Source organism: Aeromicrobium sp. NPDC092404 (assembly GCF_040684095.1).
Classification (GTDB): domain Bacteria; phylum Actinomycetota; class Actinomycetes; order Propionibacteriales; family Nocardioidaceae; genus Aeromicrobium.
Map to the genome: position 1 here is coordinate 158,637 of NZ_JBFBFI010000001.1, position 23,227 is coordinate 181,863.

Annotated in this window: 24 protein-coding genes; 11 read left to right on the top strand and 13 right to left on the bottom strand. The window is 68.9% G+C overall.

Annotated elements, in window-relative coordinates; all coding sequences use genetic code 11:
- The first annotated feature begins 33 nt into the window (after positions 1–33).
- The 5 genes from AB0N22_RS00860 to secA all read left to right on the top strand — a co-directional run bounded on the left by AB0N22_RS00860 (position 34) and on the right by secA (position 6,225).
- Positions 34–741, top strand: coding sequence for a phosphoribosyltransferase family protein (locus AB0N22_RS00860; RefSeq protein ID WP_364634748.1), 708 nt, complete (start codon positions 34–36; stop codon positions 739–741).
- 118 nt (positions 742–859) lie between these two features.
- On the top strand, positions 860–1,486 hold the full coding sequence (raiA, locus tag AB0N22_RS00865) for a ribosome-associated translation inhibitor RaiA (protein WP_364634751.1): 627 nt from the start codon (positions 860–862) through the stop codon (positions 1,484–1,486).
- A 44-nt stretch (positions 1,487–1,530) separates the two neighbouring features.
- Entirely contained in the window at positions 1,531–2,193 is a 663-nt protein-coding gene (locus AB0N22_RS00870) for a response regulator transcription factor (protein ID WP_364634753.1), read from the top strand.
- Between the two features lie 31 nt (positions 2,194–2,224).
- Positions 2,225–3,436: a crosslink repair DNA glycosylase YcaQ family protein gene (locus AB0N22_RS00875; protein WP_364634756.1), complete on the top strand. Its 1,212-nt coding sequence runs from the start codon at positions 2,225–2,227 to the stop codon at positions 3,434–3,436.
- 80 nt (positions 3,437–3,516) lie between these two features.
- Positions 3,517–6,225 (top strand): preprotein translocase subunit SecA, encoded by a 2,709-nt coding sequence (gene secA, locus AB0N22_RS00880; protein WP_364639145.1) that lies wholly within the window; start codon positions 3,517–3,519, stop codon positions 6,223–6,225.
- A gap of 63 nt (positions 6,226–6,288) precedes the next feature.
- On the opposite strand, the gene AB0N22_RS00885 is transcribed toward secA, so the two are convergent.
- Both AB0N22_RS00885 and AB0N22_RS00890 read right to left on the bottom strand, forming a co-directional pair.
- The gene (locus AB0N22_RS00885; RefSeq protein WP_364634759.1) at positions 6,289–6,771 is read right to left on the bottom strand and encodes an Rv3235 family protein; all 483 of its coding nucleotides are present in this window, start codon (positions 6,769–6,771) and stop codon (positions 6,289–6,291) included.
- Complete coding sequence (locus AB0N22_RS00890; RefSeq protein WP_364634762.1) at positions 6,768–7,364, bottom strand: LysM domain-containing protein; 597 nt, start codon at positions 7,362–7,364, stop codon at positions 6,768–6,770. The genes AB0N22_RS00885 and AB0N22_RS00890 overlap by 4 nt, the downstream gene beginning before the upstream one ends.
- A gap of 125 nt (positions 7,365–7,489) precedes the next feature.
- On the opposite strand from AB0N22_RS00890, the gene AB0N22_RS00895 reads away from it, so the two are divergent.
- Entirely contained in the window at positions 7,490–7,993 is a 504-nt protein-coding gene (locus AB0N22_RS00895) for a hypothetical protein (protein ID WP_364634765.1), read from the top strand.
- Here AB0N22_RS00895 and AB0N22_RS00900 read toward each other — a convergent pair.
- Positions 7,977–8,225: a helix-turn-helix domain-containing protein gene (locus AB0N22_RS00900; RefSeq protein ID WP_364634767.1), complete on the bottom strand. Its 249-nt coding sequence runs from the start codon at positions 8,223–8,225 to the stop codon at positions 7,977–7,979. The genes AB0N22_RS00895 and AB0N22_RS00900 overlap by 17 nt on opposite strands.
- Before the next feature lie 109 nt (positions 8,226–8,334).
- On the opposite strand from AB0N22_RS00900, the gene AB0N22_RS00905 reads away from it, so the two are divergent.
- The 4 genes from AB0N22_RS00905 to AB0N22_RS00920 are packed head-to-tail and all read left to right on the top strand — an operon-like array spanning position 8,335 to position 11,898.
- A complete protein-coding gene (locus tag AB0N22_RS00905; protein WP_364634770.1) occupies positions 8,335–8,997 on the top strand; it encodes a hypothetical protein in 663 nt (220 codons plus the stop codon).
- Positions 8,994–10,145, top strand: coding sequence for a hypothetical protein (locus tag AB0N22_RS00910; RefSeq protein ID WP_364634773.1), 1,152 nt, complete (start codon positions 8,994–8,996; stop codon positions 10,143–10,145). Before AB0N22_RS00905 ends, AB0N22_RS00910 begins: the two co-directional genes overlap by 4 nt.
- 41 nt (positions 10,146–10,186) lie before the next feature.
- The gene (locus AB0N22_RS00915) at positions 10,187–11,593 is read left to right on the top strand and encodes a wax ester/triacylglycerol synthase family O-acyltransferase (RefSeq protein WP_364634776.1); all 1,407 of its coding nucleotides are present in this window, start codon (positions 10,187–10,189) and stop codon (positions 11,591–11,593) included.
- Positions 11,590–11,898 carry a hypothetical protein gene (locus AB0N22_RS00920; protein ID WP_364634779.1) on the top strand — a complete coding sequence of 103 codons (309 nt, stop codon included), beginning with the start codon at positions 11,590–11,592 and terminating at the stop codon, positions 11,896–11,898. The genes AB0N22_RS00915 and AB0N22_RS00920 overlap by 4 nt, the downstream gene beginning before the upstream one ends.
- Positions 11,899–11,902: 4 nt before the next feature.
- Here the strand turns inward: AB0N22_RS00920 and AB0N22_RS00925 are convergent, their stop codons facing one another.
- From AB0N22_RS00925 to AB0N22_RS00940, 4 genes are all read right to left on the bottom strand, one after another.
- The gene (locus AB0N22_RS00925) at positions 11,903–12,388 is read right to left on the bottom strand and encodes a DUF2505 domain-containing protein (RefSeq protein ID WP_364634782.1); all 486 of its coding nucleotides are present in this window, start codon (positions 12,386–12,388) and stop codon (positions 11,903–11,905) included.
- A complete protein-coding gene (locus tag AB0N22_RS00930; RefSeq protein WP_364634785.1) occupies positions 12,385–13,128 on the bottom strand; it encodes a PspA/IM30 family protein in 744 nt (247 codons plus the stop codon). The genes AB0N22_RS00925 and AB0N22_RS00930 overlap by 4 nt, the downstream gene beginning before the upstream one ends.
- Positions 13,129–13,230: 102 nt before the next feature.
- A complete protein-coding gene (locus tag AB0N22_RS00935) occupies positions 13,231–14,640 on the bottom strand; it encodes a HAMP domain-containing sensor histidine kinase (protein WP_364634788.1) in 1,410 nt (469 codons plus the stop codon).
- 5 nt (positions 14,641–14,645) lie between these two features.
- The gene (locus tag AB0N22_RS00940) at positions 14,646–15,362 is read right to left on the bottom strand and encodes a response regulator transcription factor (protein ID WP_364634791.1); all 717 of its coding nucleotides are present in this window, start codon (positions 15,360–15,362) and stop codon (positions 14,646–14,648) included.
- Between the two features lie 138 nt (positions 15,363–15,500).
- Here AB0N22_RS00940 and AB0N22_RS00945 point away from each other — a divergent pair, with 138 nt between their 5' ends.
- Positions 15,501–16,100 (top strand): TetR/AcrR family transcriptional regulator, encoded by a 600-nt coding sequence (locus AB0N22_RS00945; RefSeq protein ID WP_364634793.1) that lies wholly within the window; start codon positions 15,501–15,503, stop codon positions 16,098–16,100.
- On the opposite strand, the gene AB0N22_RS00950 is transcribed toward AB0N22_RS00945, so the two are convergent.
- The 6 genes from AB0N22_RS00950 to AB0N22_RS00975 form a co-directional block, all read right to left on the bottom strand.
- Entirely contained in the window at positions 16,097–16,645 is a 549-nt protein-coding gene (locus AB0N22_RS00950; protein ID WP_364634796.1) for a hypothetical protein, read from the bottom strand. The two genes, AB0N22_RS00945 and AB0N22_RS00950, sit on opposite strands and share 4 nt — an antisense overlap.
- An 11-nt stretch (positions 16,646–16,656) precedes the next feature.
- Positions 16,657–19,413 carry a penicillin acylase family protein gene (locus tag AB0N22_RS00955; RefSeq protein WP_364634799.1) on the bottom strand — a complete coding sequence of 919 codons (2,757 nt, stop codon included), beginning with the start codon at positions 19,411–19,413 and terminating at the stop codon, positions 16,657–16,659.
- Positions 19,414–19,477: 64 nt separating this feature from the next.
- Complete coding sequence (locus tag AB0N22_RS00960; RefSeq protein ID WP_364634802.1) at positions 19,478–20,758, bottom strand: DUF222 domain-containing protein; 1,281 nt, start codon at positions 20,756–20,758, stop codon at positions 19,478–19,480.
- Between the two features lie 100 nt (positions 20,759–20,858).
- Positions 20,859–21,377 (bottom strand): DinB family protein, encoded by a 519-nt coding sequence (locus AB0N22_RS00965; protein WP_364634805.1) that lies wholly within the window; start codon positions 21,375–21,377, stop codon positions 20,859–20,861.
- 24 nt (positions 21,378–21,401) lie between these two features.
- On the bottom strand, positions 21,402–21,644 hold the full coding sequence (locus AB0N22_RS00970; RefSeq protein WP_364634808.1) for a hypothetical protein: 243 nt from the start codon (positions 21,642–21,644) through the stop codon (positions 21,402–21,404).
- Between the two features lie 159 nt (positions 21,645–21,803).
- The gene (locus tag AB0N22_RS00975) at positions 21,804–23,090 is read right to left on the bottom strand and encodes a hypothetical protein (protein WP_364634811.1); all 1,287 of its coding nucleotides are present in this window, start codon (positions 23,088–23,090) and stop codon (positions 21,804–21,806) included.
- Positions 23,091–23,227: the final 137 nt, after the last annotated feature.

Below are 23,227 nucleotides of genomic sequence, written 5' to 3' on the forward strand. Positions count from 1 at the left end.
GAACGGCGACGACCGCCACGACATCGTCGGCGGATGCGTGACTTCCTCGTCCCGGCCGCGGACCTGCTGCTGGGTGCCCGGTGCCCCGGCTGCGACCGGCCGGCGCTGACCGTGTGCCGTCCCTGCGGGCAGGCGATCCGGCCCGAGCCTGCTGAGGCGTGGCCCGACCCGTGCCCGGCTGCCCTGCGACGGCCCACCCTCGTGACCCCGGTCGCCGCCGGCGTCCACACCGACCGCCTGCGCAGGGTGCTCGTCGCATGGAAGGAGGCCGGCAGCACCAGGCTGACCTCGGTGCTCGACCACCTGCTCGCGAGCGCAGTCGTCGAGCTGGCCCGGCCGGGGCGCCCGCTCGTCCTCGTCCCCGTGCCGACGTCACGACGCAGTCGCCGCGAGCGAGGCTGCGACCTCGTCGACGAGCTCGCCCGCTCGGCGGCTGGGCTGCTGCGCGGCACGGGGCTCGAGGCGCGGGTCTCGCAGGCGCTCGCGCCTGCGAGAGCCACGACCGACCAGGTGGGCCTCGGCGCCGCCGCACGAGCGGCCAACCTGCGGGGGGCGTTCAGGGTGCGCAGCACGAGGCTCCTCCCCGGTCGTGACGTCGTCGTGGTCGACGACATCCTGACGACCGGTGCGACCGTGGCCGAGGCCGTGCGCGTGCTCAGCGCAGCGGGTCACCGACCGCTCGGCATCGCGGTGGTGGCCGCCACCCCTCGGATGACGGGAAGTCGCGCGACCGGATCCTGAGCATCCGGGATGAGTTTGGCATCGGCTCTGGCGAATCCTTGGAGCGCGGTCTACCGTCACAGGTATGGCATGAAGGCTGCGCTGCACTCGAGCGCGACACCGAGACAAGGGAGTTCCCATGGAAATTGTCGTCAACGGTCGCAACAGTGAGATCTCTGAGCGGTTCCGGGAGCATGTCGAGGAAAAGCTGCATCGACTCGAGAAGTACGACTCCCGCCAGAAGATCAGCCGCGTCGAGGTCGAGGTCACGCACGAGAAGAATCCTCGCCAGCAGGACACCGCAGCCAAGGTCGAGATGACGTTGCGCTCGCGCGGCCCGGCCGTGCGCGCCGAGGCCGCCTCCACCGACCAGCACTCGGCGCTCGACGCCGCGATCGACAAGCTCGAGTCGCGCCTGCGTCGCGCCGTCGACCGCAGCCGCATCCATCACGGCCGGCACGCCCCCACCTCGCTGTCGGAGGCGACGGCCGAGCTGCCGATGGAGGGGCCGGCCGACGGCGAGCCGGACGTCGACCTCCCGGCCGGCCAGTCCTCGCCGATCGCCTCGGAGGGCGACTGCCCCATCGTGGTGCGGGAGAAGACGCACCAGGCGCCGCCCATGACGCTGGACCAGGCGATGTACGAGATGGAGCTCGTCGGGCACGACTTCTACCTGTTCCTCGAGAAGGACTCGATGCGACCGAGCGTCGTCTACCTGCGCAAGGGCTACGACTACGGCGTGATCCACCTCGACGTCACCGAGTAGGCCGGTGCCAGCGAATCGGCTCGTCCCGTGGCATGATCAAGGATGTGACTTCGCGGGGTGACAGCATTCGGGTCCTACTGGTCGACGACCAAGAGCTCTTCCGGCGTGGCGTCAAGATGGTCCTCGGCGCCGACGACGTGCTCGAGCTCGAAGAGGTCGACGACGGTGACAAGGCGCTCGAGATGGTCGCCGAGAACCCCTACGACATCGTCCTGCTCGACGTTCGCATGCCGGGCCGCAGCGGCGTCGAGGTGTGCGCCGCGATCAAGGAGATCTCGCCGACGACGGGCATCATCATGCTCACCGCCAGCGACGACGAGTCCGATCTCTACGAGTCGATCCGCAGCGGCGCCTCCGGCTACCTGCTCAAGGACGGTTCGACGTACGAGCAGGTGGCCGAGGCCGTCCGCCTCGTGGCCTCCGGCCAGTCGCTGATCAGCCCCAGCATGGCGACGAAGCTGCTCGACGAGTTCGTGCACATGTCCAAGAGCCCGGCGCCGACGACGAACCTCACGCCGCGCGAGCTGGGCGTGCTGCGCCACGTCGCCCGCGGACGCAGCAACCGCGAGATCGCCGAGGAGCTGTTCATCAGCGAGAACACGGTCAAGAACCACATCCGCAACATCCTCGAGAAGCTGCAGATGAAGTCGCGCATGGAAGCGGCGATGTACGCCGTTCGCAGCAAGCTGGTCGACGACCTCCCGTAAGTGTCACCTCGATAGACGAGCATCGGCGTTCATGGACCTGACCCGATCGCAAGCTGCCCGCATCGCGCTAGGTGCGCAGGGGTTCACCCGGCCGCGCCCCGGCCTCGACGGTGAGGTCGCGTCCCGCCACGTCAACCGCATCATCGAGCGGCTCGGCTTCTTCCAGATCGACTCGGTCAACGTGCTGGTCCGGGCGCACTACATGCCGCTGTTCTCCCGCCTCGGCCCCTACGACCGCGAGCTCCTGCACCGAGCGGCTTCGCGCCGGCCTCGCAGGCTGTTCGAGTACTGGGCCCACGAGGCGGCCCTCGTCGACGTCCGGCTCTGGCAGGCGTTCCAGTTCCGCATGGACAGCGGCGCGCGGATGTGGGGGAGCATGGCGCAGATCATCGAGCAGAAGCCCGAGTTCGTCGCCTGGGTCCTGCAGGAGGTGCGTGACAAAGGCCCCATGACCGCCCGCGAGATCGAGCACGACGCGCCGCGCGACAAGGACAGCTGGGGCTGGAACTGGTCCGAGGTCAAGATGGCGCTGGAGTACCTGTTCTACAAGGGGCAGGTCACCGCCGCTCGCCGCAACTCAGCGTTCGAACGGGTCTACGACCTCCCGGAGCGTGTCATCCCGCAGGCACAGCTGGACGAGCCGCCGCTCGACCCGGCGCAGGCCCATCGCGTGCTGGTCAGTCACGCCGCCCGCGCTTTGGGGGTCGGCACGGCCCAGTGCCTGCGCGACTACTTCCGCATGGCCCCCGAGCCCACCAAGGCCGCAATCGACGAGCTCGTGGCGACCGGCGAGCTGGTCCCCGCCACGATCGCCGGCTGGAAGCGGCCCGCCTACGTGCACCGCGACGCCACCCGGCCGCGCAAGGTGGCCGCCCGTGCCCTGCTGAGCCCGTTCGACCCCCTGGTGTTCGAGCGCACCCGCACCGAGCAGCTCTTCGACTTCCGCTACCGGATCGAGATCTACGTCCCGGCACACAAGCGCGTCCACGGCTACTACGTCCTGCCGTTCCTGCTCGGCGACCGGCTCGTGGCGCGGGTCGACCTCAAGGCCGATCGGCAGTCCGGGTCGCTGCTGGTCCACGGTGCCTGGGCCGAGTCGCACGCGCCGGACCACACCGCGGCCGAGCTCGCCACCGAGCTGCGGCTCATGGCGGGCTGGCTCGGCCTGAACTCCGTCGTTCCTCCTGCCAAGGGCGATCTGGCCGGGGAACTCACGAAGTCCCTTGCACGTCACCTAGACTGAACAGGCTCTCAAACTTTTTCTGGGGCTCCAGCCATCGCGGACTCCGGCGTATCAGGAAGTGCATCTACGTGCCCAAGGTCATCGACAAGATCCTTCGCATGGGCGAAGGCAAGATCCTCAAGCAGCTCCAGGCGGTCGCCAAGCAGGTCAACGACCTCGAGGACGAGTTCCACGGCATGACCGACGAGGAGCTGCAGGGCATGACCGCGGAGTTCCGCACCCGCATCGCCGAGGGGGCGACGCTGGACGATCTCATGCCCGAGGCGTTCGCCACCGTCCGTGAGGCCGCCCAGCGCGTGCTCGGTCAGCGGCACTTCGACGTGCAGATCATGGGTGGCGCAGCGCTGCACCTGGGCAACATCGCCGAGATGAAGACCGGCGAGGGCAAGACGCTCGTCTCGACGCTGCCGGCCTACCTCAACGCGCTCAGCGGCAAGGGCGTGCACGTCGTCACGGTCAACGACTACCTCGCCAAGTACCACGCCGAGTGGATGGGTCGCGTGCACCACTTCCTCGGGTTGAGCGTCGGCATGATCCTGCCGTCGATGACGCCGAACGAGCGCCGCGAGGCCTATGCCGCCGACATCACCTATGGCACCAACAACGAGTTCGGCTTCGACTACCTGCGCGACAACATGGCGGACGACATCGCCGAGTGCGTGCAGCGCGGGCACAACTTCGCCGTCGTCGACGAGGTCGACTCGATCCTCATCGACGAGGCGCGCACGCCGCTGATCATCTCGGGTCCCACCGAGGAAGAGGTCAAGTGGTACGCCGAGTTCGCCAAGATCGTCGGTGCCATGAAGGTCGACGAGCACTACGAGGTCGACGAGAAGAAGCGCACGATCGCCGTGACCGAGGAAGGCATCGACCGGGTCGAGGACCAGCTCGGCATCGACAACCTCTACGACGCGGTCAACACCCCGCTGATCAGCTTCCTCAACAACGCCATCAAGGCCAAGGAGCTGTTCAAGAACGACAAGGACTACGTCGTCATGGAGGGTGAGGTGCTGATCGTCGACGAGCACACCGGACGCATCCTCGACGGGCGCCGCTACAACGAGGGCCTCCACCAGGCGATCGAGGCCAAGGAGGGCGTGCGCATCCGCGAGGAGTACCAGACCCTCGCCACGATCACGCTCCAGAACTACTTCCGCCTCTACGACAAGCTCAGCGGCATGACCGGTACGGCCCTGACCGAGGCGTCGGAGTTCGACAAGATCTACAAGCTCGGCGTCGTGCCGATCCCGACCAACCGCGAGGTCGCCCGTGTCGACCAGCCCGACCTGGTCTACCGCACCGAGCAGGCGAAGTTCGACGCCGTCGTCGAGGACATCGTCGAGCGGCACAACAACGGCCAGCCGATCCTGGTCGGCACGACCAGCGTCGCGAAGAGCGAGCGGCTCTCCAAGCAGCTCAAGAAGCGCGGCGTCCCGCACGAGGTGCTCAACGCCAAGCAGCACGACCGCGAGGCCGCGATCGTCGCGATGGCCGGGCACAAGGGCGCCGTCACGGTGGCCACCAACATGGCCGGCCGCGGCACCGACATCATGCTCGGCGGCAGCGTCGAGTTCCTGGCCGACCAGGCGCTGCGCAAGAAGGGTCTCGATCCGCTCGAGGACTCCGAGGCGTACGAGGCCGCGTGGCCGCAGACCCTCAAGCAGATGGAGGACCAGGTCGCTGCCGAGCACGACGAGGTCGCCTCGGTCGGCGGCCTGGCCGTCATCGGCACCGAGCGGCACGAGTCGCGCCGCATCGACAACCAGCTGCGCGGCCGCTCCGGTCGTCAGGGTGACCCGGGGGAGACCCGGTTCTACCTGTCGCTCGAGGACGACCTCATGCGGCTGTTCAAGGCCGACTGGGTCAACTGGGTCCTGCAGACGATGAAGATCCCCGACGACGTCCCGATCGAGAACAAGCGGGTCACGGGTGCGATCGCGTCGGCGCAGGCACAGGTCGAGGCGCAGAACTTCGACACTCGCAAGAACATCCTCAAGTACGACGACGTCATGAGCCGTCAGCGAGAGGTCATCTACGCCGAGCGCCGCCGCGTCCTCGAGGGCGAGGACATGCACGAGTGGGTCACCTCGATGATCGGTGAGGTCGCCGGGGCGTACGTCCGCGGTGCCACCGAGGGATTCCCCGAGGAGTGGGAGCTCGAGCAGCTGTGGACCGCACTCGGAACGCTCTACCCGATCGGCCTCACGGTCGAGGGTGTCGAGGCCGAGGCGGGAGGCCGCGAGGGCCTGACGCGGGAGTTCCTCCAGGAGGCCGTCGCCGAGGATGCGCTGGCGGCCTATGCCAAGCGCGAGGAGGACCTCGGCTCCGAGGTCATGCGCGAGCTCGAGCGGCGCGTCGTCCTGAGCGTCCTCGACCGCAAGTGGCGCGAGCACCTCTACGAGATGGACTACCTGCGCGAGGGCATCGGCCTGCGGGCGTACTCGCAGCGCGATCCGCTCGTGGAGTACCAGCGCGAGGGCTACGACCTGTTCAACGCCATGATGGAGGGCATCGCCGAGGAGTCCGTCGGCTTCTTGTTCAACCTCGACGTCCAGGTCGAGGAGGCAGCGGCAGCCGAGCCGCAGGTCAGCGCCAAGGGCCTCACGGCCGAGAAGAAGCCGCAGGCCCTGTCCTACTCCGCACCGAGCGAGGACGGCGAGCCCGAGGTGCGTGGCGAGGCGGCGGCCGACGAGACGCCGGAGGCCGAGGCCCGGCGTCAGGCGAACGCCAAGAACAGGGCGCGCCAGAAGGCCAAGCAGCAGCGGAAGTCCCGCAAGAACAACCGCTAGACCCGCTGAGCCTGACGTTCTCGCACGCCGACGGCGCGTGCGAGGACGTCAGGCTCGGCGCGTTCAGGCCCAGGTGAGGGCGGTGCACTTCCAGACCTGGTCGCCGCGGTGGGTGGTCTGCAGCTCCAGGCGTACGGCAAGGGCACGCGAACGACCGCGGTGCACCATGCGTCCGGCGATCTCGGCTGCGCCGTCGTGCACCATCGCGACGTGCACCGACACGATGCGCGCCCCGCGGCCCGAGCGGGAGCGCAGCGGGACCCGTGCGTGCGCCGCGAGCCGGCTGGTCAGCTGGTCGTAGACGTCGGGCGCCATCCAGGCGGCCATCTGTCGCGCCGCGCGTTCCCCTGACAGCACCTCGACGAGAGCCTGCATGAACCGCGCCGCCCGCTGGCGCATCGGGCCGGCGTCGCCACGTTCGACGGGAACCGGCAGCACCGGGCTCAGGCCCGGGAACGGCAGCGGGATCTGTCCGGGAGCCGGCTCGACCGGGCCGGCGAACGACGGCTGGAGCGAGGGGACGATCAGGGCTGTTGCGGTTCTCATGTGGGGGCCTTCCCGAGCGGCGGATGGAGTCGTTGCTTGGGGAAGATGAGGTGAGGGTCGGCGCCGATCACGTCGCGATTGACGGCGTGCCAGCGACGCCAGGCCGCGGCGACCTCGGCGTCGGAGGCGTCTGCGGGCAGCGAGCGGGCGGCGATGGCCCAGAGGGTGTCGCCCGGTCGTACGACGACCGTCGACGGCGCCGCCGAGGCACGTGGCGGTGACGCCACCGGCCGGTCCGGCAGGCGCAGCCCGGCGGGGTCGTGACGGGCCCGGGCGTCGGGGACCGTCGATCGCTCGGCGTGGACGGGGCCGAGGACCAGAGCGCCTGCCGTGCCGGCGAGCAGCGCGCTGCGCAGCAGCCGAGGTGCGATGGCGCGAACGAGAGAGTCAGGTGCACGCATCAGCGTGAGGGCGACGGTCAGGAGGACCCAGGTGGACAGGGCCAGCTGGACGAGGCACCCGAGACCGAGCAGCGCGGTGGGAAGGCTCGGCCCGGCCACGTCGCGTACGGCCTGGTCCGCGCCCGGGGCCAGCAGAGCCACGCCCATGCCGGCCAAGCCGGTCAGGAACCAACCCGCACGACTCAACACCATGACCCCCCGATCTGCGTTTGATGACGTTGGATGACGTTTGATGACAGACAAGTCTGTTTGAGGACGCGTGTCAACCTGTCGTGCACAGGTGTCGGTCCACCGGTCCGCTGGGATAGCGTTCCGGCATGCGATGGGATCGGTTGTTCGCGGATCTCGAGGCGCAGGCGGCGGACCTCGAGCTCGACGAGCGCGACGCTCTGGTCGACGAGCTACGCGACGGCGAATGGGGGCAGACCTCGTGGCAGGACCTGCTCGGCGGCCGGGTCGTGTTGACGGTCCGTGGAGCTGACCGGGTCGAGGGCACGGTGGCCCTGGTCAACGAACGACTGGTCCGCCTTCGTGGCGAGGCGCTCGACCACGTGGTGAACGCCGCGGCGGTGACGTCCGTCCAGTCGAGCGAGCGTCGGGCCGACGCGCGGACGGCCGTGGACGACGCGCTCGGCTGGGGCCACGTCTTCCGGGCCCTGCGGGACGCCGGCGAGGACATCCGCATCCGGCTCGTCGACGGCAGCGTCCGCGACGGGACGGTGCTGGTGGTCGGCCGGGACTTCGTCCGGCTCAGCGCCGGGTCAGGGCGGGGTCAGGTGCTGCCGTTCGGTGCGATCGCGGTGGTCAGCGGTCGGACGTGACGTCGTCGGCGGGCATGTGCTCGTCGACGTGGTCCGGCACCTCGGCGCGGGCGTACTGCCGGGCGATGTAGTCCTCGAGCTGGTCGTTCTCGACGCGCCACTGGCCGCGACCGCCGATCTGGATGCCACGGAGATCGCCTGAGCGGACCAACGCATAGACCTGGCGCACCGTGACGTTGAGGACCTCTGCGACGTCGGCCAGCGTGAGGAACCGCGGGCTGGTGGGTGGCATGGCTTCAGTTTCCCACGCCCCGGTGTCAGCCCGTCCGCGGGTTCGCGCCGCCTGTGGACAACCGTGCAGGGGTATGGACGAATACCGGCCGAGTCGGTACAACCGATGCATGACGAACTGGCGGGGGCCTGGGGATTCAGGCAGGGCAGCAGCGCAACGGCTGCGCATCCGACCGTGGCGGGATCCACGACTCCTGATCGGGCTGCTGCTCGTGCTGGGGGCGACGGTCGGCGGTGCCCGACTCGCGGCAGCCAGCGACGACACCGTCGCGTACTGGTCGGTCCGGTCCACGGTCGCCCCCGGGGACCCGGTGACCGAGGACTCGCTGCAGATGACCCGCGTGCGCCTGTCCTCGGCGACGGCGGACCGCTACCTGCGTACGGACGAGGAGTTCGCGGCGCCGCTCGACGAGCTGGTCTGGGCCCACGGGGTGGCGGAGGGCTCGCTGGTCGCCAAGCAGGCGCTCGTCCCGCGGGACACCACGACGCGCAACCAGCTGCCGCTCAACGTCGCCGAAGGGGCGGCGCCGGCCGACCTCGGTCGTGGTGACCTCGTCGACGTCTGGGTCGGGCCCGGTCCCGGCGACGAGCCGGCGGCCAAGGCGAGGCTGGTGCTGGAGTCGGTGCGGGTCGTCGAGTCGGGTGACGAGGCCGCCGCCCTCAACGGGTCTCTCGCACAGACCGTGCTGGTCGACGTCGACCAGTCGCAGCTCAAGGGATCGGTCGTCAGCACCGTGGCGGCGGGGCACGTGACCTTGGTCAGGGTGTCGTGACGGACGTCGTCCTCGCCGCCGGCGGGGCGCCCTGGGAGGCCACCGCGATCCGCGAGATCGAGACGGCCCCGGACCTGCGACTGGTGCGCCGGTGCGTCGACGTCGCCGACCTGCTGGCGGTCGCCGAGACCGACCTGGCCTCCGCGGCACTCGTCTCGGCCGACCTGCCGGGCCTCGACGCGGACACGGTCTACCGGCTCGAGCACTCCGGCGTGCGCGTGGCCGCCGTCGATGCGGACGAGGAGCGGTGCCGTGCCCTCGGCATCGAACGAAGGCTGCGGCTGGGTTCCCTCGACGTCGTGGCCCGGGACGCTCCCGAGCCCCGCCATGCGCCGCAGGAGCACCGCGCGCCTCTCGTGGCGGTCTGGGGGCCGTCGGGAGCACCCGGTCGCAGCACCGTCGCCCTGGGCCTTGCCTCGGCAGCCGCGGCACAGGGCATCGACACCGTGCTGGTCGACGCCGACACCTATGGCGGCTCGCAGGGCCAGGCGCTGTCGGTCCTCGACGACGTGAGCGGCCTGGTCGCCGCGTGCCGGGCCGCCAACACCGGACGAGCAGACGAGGCCGCCGACCACCTGCTCGATGTCGAGAGCGGGCTGCGACTGCTCACGGGGCTGCCGCGCGCCGACATGTGGCCCCAGGTGCGCACCGGGGCGTTCGAGCTCGTCCTGGCGAGGCTGCGGCCCGTGACCGACCTGCTCGTGGTCGACTGCGGGTTCTCCCTCGAGACCGGGTCGGGGCACGCGGGCCAGCGCAACCAGACGACCCTCCAGGTGCTCGACCAGGCCGAGGAGATCGTGGCGGTGGGCCGGCCCGATCCCGTGGGTCTGGCCCGTCTCGTGCGAGGGTTGCACGACCTGGCCGAGGCCGTACCGGGCCGCGAACCGACGCTCGTGGTCAACATGACCCGTACGTCGCTCGGCTGGCGCGAGCGCGAGATCGACGCGACGCTGCGACGGCTGACCGGCCTCGCGCCGACCGCCTACCTCCCGTTCGACCAGTCCGGCCTCGACCTCGCCGCCGTCAGTGGCCGGACGCCGCGCGAGGTCGCGCCGTCGTCACCGTTCGTCACGCGGGTCGAGGTGTTGACGAGGAGCCTGGTGTCCCAGCTGGTGACCCCCGGCGTGCTCACGGCCACGGCACCATGACCCGGTGGTAACTTCTCTGCAGGACGTCCCAGAGGAGAGTCATGCAACGGTTGAGCCCGCTGGATGCGATGTTCCTGCAGCAGGACAGCCCGACCGTCCCCCGCCAGATCGCCTCGTTGGCCATCCTCGAGCCCGGTGAGCACCCCCTCGACTACGACCGGCTGATTCACGTCATCAACGAGCGCATCGACCTCGTGCCCCGCTACCGGCAGGTCCCGCGCACCGTCCCGGCTTCACTGGGAACCCCCGTGTGGCTCGACGACGAGAACTTCGACATCTCGCTGCACGTACGCCGATCGGCCCTGCCACGTCCCGGCACGACCGCAGCCCTGCACGAGCTGGTCGGCCGGCTGATCGCCCGCCGACTCGACCTCGACCGGCCGTTGTGGGAGCTTTACCTCATCGAGGGGCTGTCCAAGGGCCGCGTCGCGCTCCTGTTCAAGGCGCACCAGGCGCTCGTCGACGGCTCGGAGACGGTCGACCTGGCGCAGGTGCTCCTAGAGGAGACCGCCCACCAGCGGGACATCCCCCACGAGGAGTGGAACCCGCGCTCGGAGCCCAACGCCGCCGGCCTCGTCGTCGGCACCCTCAACCGCAACCTGCGGCATCCCGGCGAGGCCCTTCGCGTCGCCGAGCTCAACCTCGGACGCCTCGCCCGCCGCCTGCCGGTCATCGGCGCCGACGGCCAGCCACCCAACAGCGTCCTGTCGACGGAGCTGTCGAGGCATCGCCGGTTCGCCTCGCTCGCGGCCAAGCTCGACGACTTCCGCCGTGTGCGGGAGGAGCACGGGGGCACCGTCAACGACGTGATCCTCGCGGCGATCGCCGGCGGCATCCGGGGCTGGATGCTGACCCGCGCCGAGCCGGTGACCCCCAAGACGAGCTTTCGCGCGATGGTGCCGATGTCGGTCGTCGCCGAGGACGGCCTGCCCACCTCGCTGGGCTCCAAGGTGCGTGGGCATCTGCTGTCGCTGCCGGTGGGGGAGTCCAACCCCGTCGTGCGGCTCCACCAGGTGTCGTACGCGCTCAAGGACCACCGCGAGACCGGATCTGCGGTCGCCGCCAACAAGCTGGCCAACCTGCCCGGCTTCGCGACCTCGACGTTCCACGCCGTCGGCGCCCGCGTGGCGGACGCGGAGGCGGGGCGCGGTCACCAGATCGTCATCACCAACGTGCCGGGACCCCAGGACCCGGTCTACATGGCCGGTGAGGCGGTCAGCGAGGTCTATCCCTGCATCCCGCTGAGCGGGCGCCGAGCCATCTCGATCGGCGTCACGTCCTACAACAGCAAGGTGTTCTTCGGCATCGTCGCCGACCGCGAGGCGGTGCCCGACGTCGAGGTGCTGGCCCAGTGCATCGAGGATGCCCTGCTCGAGCTCGTCGAGTCCGTCGAGGGCCGCCGTGGCCGGGCGCCCCGGGGCCGCCAGCGACCGGCGAAGAAGTCATGAGGGTCTACCTCGCGGTCAGCCGCGACAACCTGGCCGCGCTCGCCGACGGCGAGGCGATCACCCCTGCCGCATTCCTCGCTGCCTCGCAGGACGAGGAGGACGAGCTCGCCGCGCTCGAGGAGGCGTCCGAGCACGCCGCTGCCGTCGCCGCGGCCGAGCTCGACGACCCCGACGGCCCGGTGACGCTGGAGGACGTCGTGTCGTTCCACCTCGACGTCGACGGCACGGGCGATCTCGCGTGGTATGCCACGCAGGAGATCGACGCCGTGCTCAGCGCCCTCGCGGGGCCGAGCACGGCGTCGTAGTCGCCTAGAGCCTGGTCTGGCCGTACTCGACCTCTTCGCGGAGCGAGGAGCGGATCGCCTTGGCGACCTCGGGCTCGATCTTCTTGCCGATGAACGGGATCGACACCTTGACGTCGCCGTTCAGGGTGAAGTCGGTGGTGGACCCGTTGGCGACGAGGTTGGCCTGGCCGGTCATCTCGGCAGGCTGGCCGATGATGCTGACCTTGACGTCGGCGCTGCGGTTGCCGCTGGCGTCAGGGCCGCTCCACACCTCGGTCTGCTTGACCTTGACGGTGTTGCCCGTGAGCTTCTTGACGAAGTCGGGCATGTCGGCCTCCTGCGTACGGACGACCGTGACGGTCGCGCCGTCGCCGGCCGGCTCGACCGTGACCTCGTAGTCCATCGACCCCTGGTTGGCGCAGGACTCGGTGCGGAACGCCTGGTCGGTGATCAGGGCGTAGACCGCCTCGACGTCGGCGCCTGAATAGCTGAACGACTCGGTGAGCTTCACTCGGACACCTGCTCCGTCGTGGTGCCGGCGCCGAGGCTCTTGAGCTCGGACAGCCGGGCCTCGACCTCGGCGTTGGTCGACGACTCCTCGAGCTGCTCCCACGGATCGGCCGTGGCCGCGTTGAGCTCGGCCTGGCCGGCGACCTGCGCCTCGGAACGACGTACCTTGTCCTCGAACCGGCCGAGCTCGCTCGTCGGGTCGAGCACGTCGATCGACTTCACGGCGTCCTGGACCTTGGCCTGGGCCTCGGCGGTCTTGGCGCGGGCCACGAGCTGGTCACGCTTGGTCTGCAGCTCGCCGAGCTTGCCCCGCATGCCGATCAGCCCGACCTTGAGCTTCTCGACCGTCTCGTTCTGCGACGCGATCATCGGCGCGGCCTGCTTGGCCTCGGTCTCGAAGCCGATCTGCTTCGACAGGGCGATCTTCGCGAGCTGGTCGAACTTGTCGGCCTCGGTCGCCTGGCCGGAGGCGCGCAGCGCGTCGGCCTTCTGCGAGGCGGCGAGCGCCTTCTGGCCCCATTCCTTGACCGCAGCGACGTCCTCGGCATGATCAGCCTCGGCGAGCCGCAGGTTGCCGATGGTCTGCGCCACGGCGTCCTCGGCCTCGGCGATCGAGTTCGTGTAGTCGCGCACGAGCTGATCGAGCATCTTCTCCGGGTCCTCGGCCTTGTCGAGGAGGGCGTTGATGTTGGCGCGCGTCAACTGTCCGATGCGCCCGAGGATGGTCTGTTTCTGGGCCATGGTGGTCACTCTCTGTCAGGGATCTCGTCGTCTCCTGTCGATCTTGGTGCATGACACCTGACGAGACAACTGGTTGCGTGAGCCGTACCGCCGCCCGGGAGCTCAGTGGACCGGCAGGGTCAGGGTGAACGTCGTGTCGCCGGGCCTGCTCTCGACGGCCGCGGCCCCGCCGTGTGCCTGCATGATGGCGCGCACGAGCGACATGCCGAGCCCGGCACCGCCCGAGGAGCGGGTCCGCGACGAGTCGCCGCGGACGAAGCGGTCGAAGATCGTGGGGACCAGCGCCGGGTCGATCCCCGGACCGTCGTCGTGCACGTCGATCCGCACCTGGTCGTCGGCGCGCAGGCGTACGTCGACGGTGGTGCGCGGCGGGGTGTGGCGGGAGGCGTTCGTCAGCAGGTTGGTCACGGCCTGGTGGAGCCGCTGCTCGTCGCCGGTCACGGTGACGGGTTCGTCGGGCACGTCGAAGGTCCAGCTCCGCTCCGGATCGACGACCCGGGCGTCGTCGACCGCCTCGACGACGAGGCGCGTCAGGTCGACCGGCCGCCGGTCGATCTCCCGGCCGGAGTCGAGCCGGGCCAGCAGCAGCATGTCCTCGACCAGGGTCGACATGCGGCCGGCCTCGGACTCCACCTTGGCGAGGATCTGGTCGGGATCGTCCCGACCGGTGCGCCTGCCGAGCTCGGCATAGCCCTTGATGGTCGAGAGCGGGGTGCGCAGCTCGTGCGAGGCGTCGGCCAGGAACTGGCGCACCTGCTGCTCGCTCTCGTGCCGGGCATCGAGTGCCTCCTCGACGTGCCCCAACAGCTGGTTGAGGGCACCGCCGACCTGCCCGACCTCGGTGCCGGCGTCGGTGAGCTCTGCCGGGACTCGGACCGTCTGGCCGACCTCGCCCGACGACAACGGCATCGCGATGACCTCGTGCGCCGTCGCAGCGACCTCGCGGAGGGGGCGGAGCTGACGTCGTACCAGCACCCGCCCGGCGACCGCGGCGGCGGCGGTGGCGCCGAGGGCTAGCAGCACCTCCCACCAGATCAGGTTGCCGATCGTGTTGTCGACCGAGCTGCGCGGCAGCCCGACGATGCAGATCGAGCCGTCGGGACCCTTCGCGGCCAGCACACGGTAGGAGCCGTACGCGGGCAGGTCGATGTCGCGCGGCTCACCGTCAGGGGTCACGTCGGCCAGCAGGTCGCGCGCGGCCGTCGAGATCGTCGGCGCCTCGCCGTCCTCGCTGACGATCGAACCCGGATAGTCGGGTACCACCGTGATCAGGCCGACGTCCTGGCCGCGGCCGGGAACGGGCCGCCTGCCCTGGGGGCCCATGGCGGCGCGGGCCGGCGCGTGCTGGGCGCGAGCCATGGACTGGACCAGCTTCTCGTCCAGCCGGTCGGTCAGGTAGTTGCTCATGACCGCCGTCACGACGCCGGCGACGAGCAGGCTGGTGACGGCGACCAGCGTCACGACCGTGACGATCAGCCGGGCGGTCAGGGAGGAGGGGAGGAGCTGGCGCACGTGACCTACTCGGCGGGCTTCAGGACGTACCCGGCACCGCGCTTGGTGTGGATCATCGGCTCGTGCCCCGCGTCGACCTTCTTGCGGAGGTACGAGATGTAGAGCTCGACGACGTTCGCCTGCCCGCCGAAGTCGTAGTCCCAGACCCGGTCCAGGATCTGGGCCTTCGACAGGACCCGTCGCGGGTTGCGCATCAGGAAGCGCAGCAGCTCGAACTCGGTCGCGGTCAGCTCGATCTGCCGGCCGGCGCGCTCGACGTCGCGACTGTCCTCGTCGAGCGTGAGGTCGCCGACCGTGATGACCGAGCTCGGCCTGGCGTCCATCGCCCCGGCACGCCGCATGAGCCCACGCAGCCGGGCCACGACCTCCTCGAGGCTGAACGGCTTGGTGACGTAGTCGTCGCCGCCGGCGGTCAGACCCGCCACACGGTCCTCGACGGAGTCGCGGGCGGTCAGGAACAGCACCGGGATGTCCGGGGACTGGGAGCGGACCTTGCGCAGGACCTCCATGCCGTCGTAGTCGGGCAGCATCATGTCGAGCACGATCGCGTCGGGCCCGAACTCCTTGGCGGCGGCCACGGCCTTGCGACCCGTGTGCGCCGTCCGGATGTCCCAGCCCTCGTACCGCAGGGCCATCTGCAGCAGCTCGGCGATGTTGACCTCGTCGTCGACGACGAGCACCCGCAGGGGCGTGCCGTCCGCACGGGTCAAGCTGGAGGACATGAGCCCAGTGTGGAGGTCCCGCCACGGGGATGGGTGAGAACCTGCTGTGAGACACCTGTGAGTGCGGTCCGGGCGTGGCAGACGACTCGTTGGTGACGGGCTGTGCGGCAGACGGCGGATCGCCACTACGCTGGACTCATGGCGCGGCTGACCCGATCCCAGGTGCAGGACCTGAACCGGGAGAAGGTGCTCGAGGTGGCTCGCGCCGCCTTCCTGCGCGACGGCTACGTCGCGAACTCCGTGGCCTCGGTCGCCAAGGAGGCCGGGTTCACCACCGGGATCGTCTACTCGAGCTTCGGCAGCAAGGCCGACTTGGCCCTGAACGTGCTCGAACGCCTGCAGGCCGAGCAGATCGGTGCCCTCGGCGAACGGGTGGCGCTCGCGCGGGACTCCGGCGACGTGCTCGACCAGGTCCGGGGGTGGGCCGCTGAAGCCATGACGTCCGGCTGGGTGCGGCTCGAGCTCGAGCTGCTGCTCGACACGATGCACGACCCGCGGCTGGCTGCGGCGCAGACCGAGCGGCAGACTGCCTCGATCCAGCAGGCGGTGGACGTCGTCCGGTCGCTCCTGCCGGCCGACTCGATCGATCCCGAGACGCTCGAGGTGCTGGCGGAGGCCGCCGTCGACTACGCGATCGGCCTCGCCATGCGCCAGTCGGTCAACCCGGACGCCAAGCCCGACCGCCTGTTGCGGATGATCGAGCCGCTGGTCGCCGCCATCACGGCACCGTCGGCCTAGGCCGGGTAGCCGCGGGTCCCGCCGTCGGCGGTGCCGCACTCCTTGCCGGCGACGGTCGCGGGGAAGCGGTACTTCTCCAGGATGGCGCAGTCCGGCAGCGTCTGTCCGCCCCATACCTCCTGCCAGGTGCCCGAGACCTTGGCCCAGAGGACGGCACTGCCCCCGCACTGCGGGATGAAGGTGCCGCCCGCCGCCCAGCCCTCGACATCGACGCGGGCGACGCGGATCTCCGGCTTCTCGGTGCAGACGTCGTCCTTGGTGTCCTGCTGGCGCTGGAGGTCGGCCACGACGAACGCCTTGAAGTCCTCTGGCGCGCCGGTCAGCTTGTCGACGTCGCCGGCGCTGGCGACGGTCACCTCGTCGTCGCCGTAGTCGATCAAGGTCGAGCCCGGCCCCGGCGCCGGCGTGGTGGTCGAGGGGGTCAATGCCGTCGTGGTGGTGGGTGTCGCCGTCGTCCCGTCTGACGCGTCCTCGGGGTCGTCAGAGCCCCCGCACCCCGCGGTGAGCAACAGGATCGCCGTGACCACCAGGGGAGTGCGTCTCATGCCGACCAGTATCACCGAGCCCGGTGCCTCCGGTAGTCCACGACCTGCTGGAAGGTCGGCCGGTTCTGCCAGTCGATCGGGCGGACGCTGACGACGCCTCCCGTCGTCGGCCGGATGTAGTCGATCGACTTGTCGTACGTCAGCTTGCCCGGGCTCGTTGCCCCCTGGGCCGTCAGAGCGCGCTGGACGGCGTCGCGCAGCGACGCGCGCAGCGTCGTGCGGCACGTCGTGAGGGTGCCGCACAGGCGGTACGGATACGGCGTCTGCACCGTCGACCCGGTCAGTCCGCGCAGCTCCTTGTCGATGTAGCCGTACCAGGGCGAGCCGAGCCATGCCGAGCCGCTGCCCCCGCGCGGGTGGTCGTCGAGCGGCTGCGGCAGGGCGCGGGCGAGGTCGGTGCCGATGCTCGGCTTCATGAAGTCGTACGCCAGGGCCTTGTCACCGTCCTCCCACCACGTGTCGAAGATCCGGATCGCGGCCTGGTGCTCGTAGGAGCCGGTGCGGTCGTAGTCGACCCGGTGGGCGCCGGAGGCGTGCCAGGCCGAGAGGAGCTTGCGTGCCTCGGCGGTCTGCGGGTCGTCGCCGAGCACCTTGAGCAGCTCGGGGAGCAGCTCCTTGGCGCGGACGTCCTCGGTCGCCGCGTCCTCGACGAGCCCGGCGAGCTGCGCCCGCCCGATCTTGCCCGCGGCGATCGCCTTGGTCGTCCGTCGGCTGAGGGCCAGCGACCGGTGCACCGATCCGTCCGACCACTTGTCGTCGGCGGCTGCGAAGTCGCGGGCCGGCTTGTTGTTCCAGCTCGCGAGGTAGCCGGACGCCGGGTTGACCTGCTGCGGATGCTTGGCGGCGCTCAGCCAGCCGGTGGGGTCGTATGCCTTGTCGGACCAGCGCGGCAGGTCGGTGTCGGTGCCGGCAGCACGCACGGGCAGGCGACCCGACGAGAAGAACGCGATGTCGCGGTCGTCGGCGTAGAACCAGTTGAACGTGTAGTCGATGCCGTTCGCGGCCTGCTTGAACGTCGTGGCGTCCTTGACGTAGTCGGGGTTGTTGAAGCGCGAGAAGCCCAGGATCGAGGCGGCCTCGCGGCCGTACGTGCTGCGCTCGATGACGACCGCGACGGGCACGCCCTTGACCGTCGTGCGGGTCTGCACGATGCCGTGGTTGGTGCGCCAGACCTGCATCTTGATGGTCTTGGGCAGGGTCGGGGCGGAGATGTTGGGGATCACGGTCTGCTTGTGCTCGTTGTACTGCATCGGCACGCAGGCGCCGCCGTCCTTGCGGTACGACGTCGAGTTGACCGTCGGAGTGCTGCCGTCAGCGTTGCACAGCTTCTCGATCACGGTGTCGATGTTGTCGCTGCCGGAGCTCGTCGCGGACCAGGCGTAGTCGAGGCCGTGGCCCAGCTCGACGACGAGGTTGGTGCCGGCGAAGGACACGCCGCGCGCGAAGACGCCGGGGCCCATGAGCACCTGCTCGTTGAGCAGCTGCGGGTTGTAGTAGCCGGTCTGCGGGCCGAACACCGCGAGAGGGTGACCGGTCTTGGACTTGCTGGCGCCGACGAGGAGCGCGTTGCTCATGCCGTTGGCCGAGAACAGGCTGCTGAGGTCGATGGTCCCCGAAGGTGTCGTCACCTCGCTGGGCACACCGGTGAGCCCGAGCTTGAGCGCGTCGAGCAGCGTCTCGATGGGGCTGGTGCTGCCGACGTCGTCGCCGGAACCGGTGCCGTGGGCGCCGTCGACGTCGGGGACCGCGACTCCGGCCTGACGGGGGTTGAACGCCTTGTTGTCGTACGGGAAGGACAGCGTCGACGTGGTCGGCGCCTCCTTGTCGTTCTTCTCGCGGAGCCCGGCGAACATCTTGTCGGCCTTGGCCGTTCCGTACTTCTTGACGAGCTTGCCGTAGAACATGCTGTTGGCGTACTCCTGGCCGCCGCCCTTGCCGAAGATGCCGCCGACGAGCGAGGCGACGTACGTCAGGTCGGCCCGCGTCCATGGCGTCGGCTTCTTCTGCAGGGCGAGGTACTCGGCGGGGCACTCGAGACCTGTCGGGAGGCCGAGGGGGCACATCTGGTCCTGCGCGGCGTTGATGCCGGCGAGGTAGGCATCGGCGCCCTCGAGCAGCCGCTGCCCCTCGGCTCCGTTCTCCTGCGCGATGATCTCGAGCTGGTCGGCCGCCTCCTTGGGCGTGTAGTAGGCCGAGCGGATCTGCGCTCGGTCCATCGCGATGTTGCCCGGGGTGCCACCGACGAACTCGGCGCCACGGCCCGCGCCGAGGTGGCGCAGGGCATCCATCAGGAACATGCGGTCCTGGGTGCCGGCGAACCCGGCGCCGAACATCGTGTCGTTGTAGGTCTTGCCGGTGATGTAGGGGACGCCGTACGCATCGCGGACGATCGTCACGCCCGGCTTCGGGCTCTCGGTGCTGACCACCTTCTCGGGCACGAACCCGGCCTTTTTGTAGTTCTTGTCGACGACGGCGTCGGTGATGGTGCCGGGTCGCTGCTTGGCGAGGGCGTCGTACATCTCGAGCTGGTCGGCGTAGTTCTTGGGAGCGTTCTTCCCGTCGACGGCCGTGAGGCCGCCTCCGAGCAGCACGTTGGCGAGCTGGAGCGCGTTGATCGTGCCGCGCTGGCCGGCCGGGACGATGTTGCGCACGCTGCCGTACGAGTCGGCGGTCGTCGGCGACGGGACCGTTGCGGCCTGGGCGGGGATCACCGCCGCCCCGACTGCCACGACACTGAAGATGCTGACTACGGCGGCACGACGACGCACGGGTGCTCCCTTTGACTGGTTGTGTTGCAGGTCACAACGAGTTGGGTGACAGGGAGTTACTTCCTCAGGGTCGCCAGCGGTGGTTGGTCTGCCAGATGCCGTGGGGTGTCTTGGTCTGGATGTGGCCGTCGGTGTGTTGTCGGAACTGCCAGTGTTCGTTGTGGGCTTGGTGGTGGTGTCGTGAGCAGAGCAGGGTGCCGTCGTCGATGTTGGTGGTGCCGCCGTGGGCCCAGTCGGTCTGCCAGTGGTGGGCTTCGCACCAGCCGGGCGGTGCTTCGCAGCCTGGTGCGACGCAGCCGTGGTCGCGGTTGGCGATCGCGATCCTTTGGGCTGGGGTGAACAGTCGTTTGGACCGTCCCATGTCGATCGGTAACGATGCGCCGTTGAAGACCATGGGCAGGATGCCTTGGTTGCAGGCGATGCGGCGCATCTCGGTGTGGCTGATGCGGGTACCGGTGGTCAACGTCGCTGCAGCGACTTGGTCTTTCAAATCCGTCAGGTTGATGTTGACGGTGACTAGGGCCGGTGTGCCGCCGGTGGTGGGGAGCTCGTCGACCGGCAGGTGCTCCACCAAATGCGCGAACGCCCGGCCCATCCTCTGGGTGTAGGTCAGCTCGTCCTGGTCACGCTCTTGTTGCTCGGTGAGGTGGCGCCGGCGGGGTGCGGCGATCGCGTCCAGTGAGGTCTTGAGCATCTCGGCCTGCAACGAGGGGAGGCGTCCGCCGAACCGCCAGGTGCCGTCGTGGTCGTCGATCATCCACATCTCGGTGCGACCCCAAGCACGGCGTTCGCGCAGTCTCAGGGCTTCGTCCTCGTCGACGGCGGCCTCAGCGGGTGGCTTGAACACGTCGGTGATCCGCAACGCTCTTTGGCGCAGGTCCTTGATCGGAAACCGTTTCGCGTCGGCGATCAACGTGGTCTCACACGCATGGCGCTGGGCAGGAGTCACGTCGTCGGGCAGGCCGTCCATGGCGCCGGCGATCACCGCGGCCTGGGTCTCGGCCAGCTCACCGGCGGCCAGTGCGTCCTCCGTCTGGGGTGCGGACGACATGGTCTTGGCCACCCGCACAATCCGGTTGGCCTCATGCCGGTCGCGACCGAACCCCCGGGCCAGCAGGTCACCGGTCCTGGCCCGGTCACCCAGCCCGGCGTCCAACGCCCGGACGGCGGCCAGCTCGTGCGCGGTCACCCGTGCCTTCAACCGCCGCAACCGCTCGACCGCCGCCCGCTGCAGCACCGGATCCAACCCCTCGTACGCATCCACAGCCATCGAGTCCAGGACTTCTTCGAGCGCGTCCAGGCACCCCACCAACGGTGGTGGCTGCGGGACGAGCTCGGCGACCATGATCCCCCGATCACTAGAACAGATGTTCGACTGATCCCAATCTAGACCAGCCCACCGACACTGTCCATGGGCCTCGAGACGGGGTGTGGAAACCCGCAAGTCAGCGGCTCGTGACCCCGTCGATCGCCTCGCGGATCAGGTCGGCGTGGCCGTTGTGCCGGGCGTACTCCTGGATCATGTGGAGGTAGAGGGTCCGCAGCGACATGTCCTCGCCATGGCTCTCGAACGTCACGTCGAGGTCGAGCGCCTTGGCCACCTTGTCGGCCTCTTGCTGCTCGCGGATCAGCTCGGCCACGGCGCGCTCGGCATCAGCCGGGTCGATGACGTTGAAGTCGGTGTCGTCGCGTGCCTCGAAGTTGTGCAGGTGCTCGATGTCTTGCTGCGCCAGCCGTTTGCGGAACCACACGCGCTCGACCTTGGCCATGTGGCGAACGAGCCCGAGCAGCGTGAGGCTGGTCGACGGGATCGGGCGCTCCGCCAGCTGCTCGGCGGTCAGGCCCGCGCAGATGCTGAGCAGCGTCGCTCGGTGGTGCGCCAGCATCTCCTCGAGCAACGGGCGGTCGGGGCCGGTCATCGGCCCCTCGGGAGCAGGAGTCGGGGTGGGGACGGTCCAGGTCATGGGCCTGATCGTGCCACGCGGCGACTAGTGCAGGACGAGCTCGTAGTCGGCGCGGTCGCAGATGTGCTGGGCGTACTGCCGCACCTCTTCGGTGGGCAGGTCGATGCCGATCTCGTCGAGCGAGCGCCTGACCTCGGGGATGACGTCCTCCACGTCCAGTCCCGCGAAGCTCTTCCTGAGGGACTCGTCAGCGGCCTCGAGCTTCTCGCGGATGTCGCGGGTGATCTCGGGGAGCTCGTCGGTCTCGATCGTCACGGTGGTTCGCATGACCCGACCGTAGGTCGGGATGCCGAGCACCGCATTCCGAGGACCTGTTGGACGAGCGTCTGTCCCACGACTCTTGTGCGACGAAGCTCCGGCTAGCTCCGTACATCACATCGGTGTAGACGGTGAACCGGCGTGAATGACACCTGCCAGTCTTTCCGATCAGTCCGGGAGCAGGAAGTCGACAGTAGTGTTGATACGGCTTCCCAGAAGATGCGTGCCGAAGTCTCCGAGGCTCAGGTTAGACAGTTCCGGGGTGGAGTACTGGCTGCGACGGTGATGTGCCCCGATACCCTGAAATAGGAACGGGGTCAGTTTGAGCCAGCGAATTGGGGCGCTGCCGAGGCTGGTGAACCATCCGGCCCACGGGAAAAAGTGATCAAACGCTTCGAGCGCGATCGGGATCTCGGCTGCAGGAATACCTGAGTACTTGCTCATCCACTCAAACTCCTCGGCTTCACGATCAGTCAGGTAGAAGCCGCCCCACCCCCACAGGAACTGCTGCCAGAACGTCGGGTAGAGGGCGTAGTTGTCCTGGGCCATGAGCCATTCAAGGCCGCTCTTGAAACTCTGTGGGAGTACGTGAAAGTCCAGATCACCCCAAGTGAATGTTCCCTCCTTTAGCGCCGGAGGACCCTGCGGATGAAGCAGCGCGTAGTCGACGGCACTCTTGAGGATCGAGAGACGAGCCCGCTGCTCTAGGTACATGCACGCTTGGACTTCGGGAAACTCGCCGCCGCGCATGGCTCGCGTGTACGCGTCACTCTGGACGCCCGATGCGTGGGGATCGAAAGTCCCGCCGTCGAGTTCCAGCGCGTAGCCGAGCGAGATCTTCGGATGCTCCTTGTACGCCGCGTAGAGGAGATTCAGCGACTCCTCGGGCGTCCGGGCGAAGAACGTGCCGTTGTTGACTAGCTTGTAGTAGGACTTGGCTGACTTGGCTCCCTCGTGCCCGGTCTTAGCGCCTTTAAAAACGCATTGCACGAGGGCTCGCTCCACGTTGTAGGAGTGACGCCACAGCCCGACGAGTTCGGGGTCGGCAAACTGCCCGAATCCTTCGGCTTCGAACTGGTCAGCGGCCGTTTCGAAATTGCCGTACTGAACTACGTCAAGGCCAAGCGGTTGGAATCGCTCGGCGGAGTTCCCGAGATCGAACCAATCCTTCACGAAGAACGCGCCGACTGGGATGTTCAGGTACTCCATCCATCCGACAACCTTAAAAAGGTCGCCGTACCCCCACTTGCCGCCTTTGACCTCTACAAGGCGTTTCGCGAACTTCGTCTTCGAGTACATCGTCGTCACGATGTCGAGTTCTAAAAGGTCGAGTGGGTCGGCCTCGACGACCTGCTTCTCCACGAAGTGTCCCGACGCTTGGAAGAGCGCAGCGACGTAGTCTTCCAGCTCGTCGCCCGAGCCTGGAATTTCGGGAAGACTTACAGTCTTTGTCATTCCACCGAGCCTAGTTGCGGCCTGTCACGTTCGAGCGTATTCGCGGTGCGGTGATGTCGAGACCCATCTGTCGCACGCGGACACGTACAGAATGCACCCCCGCCACATCAACGGACAACGCGCTTGTTCAGCGCTAT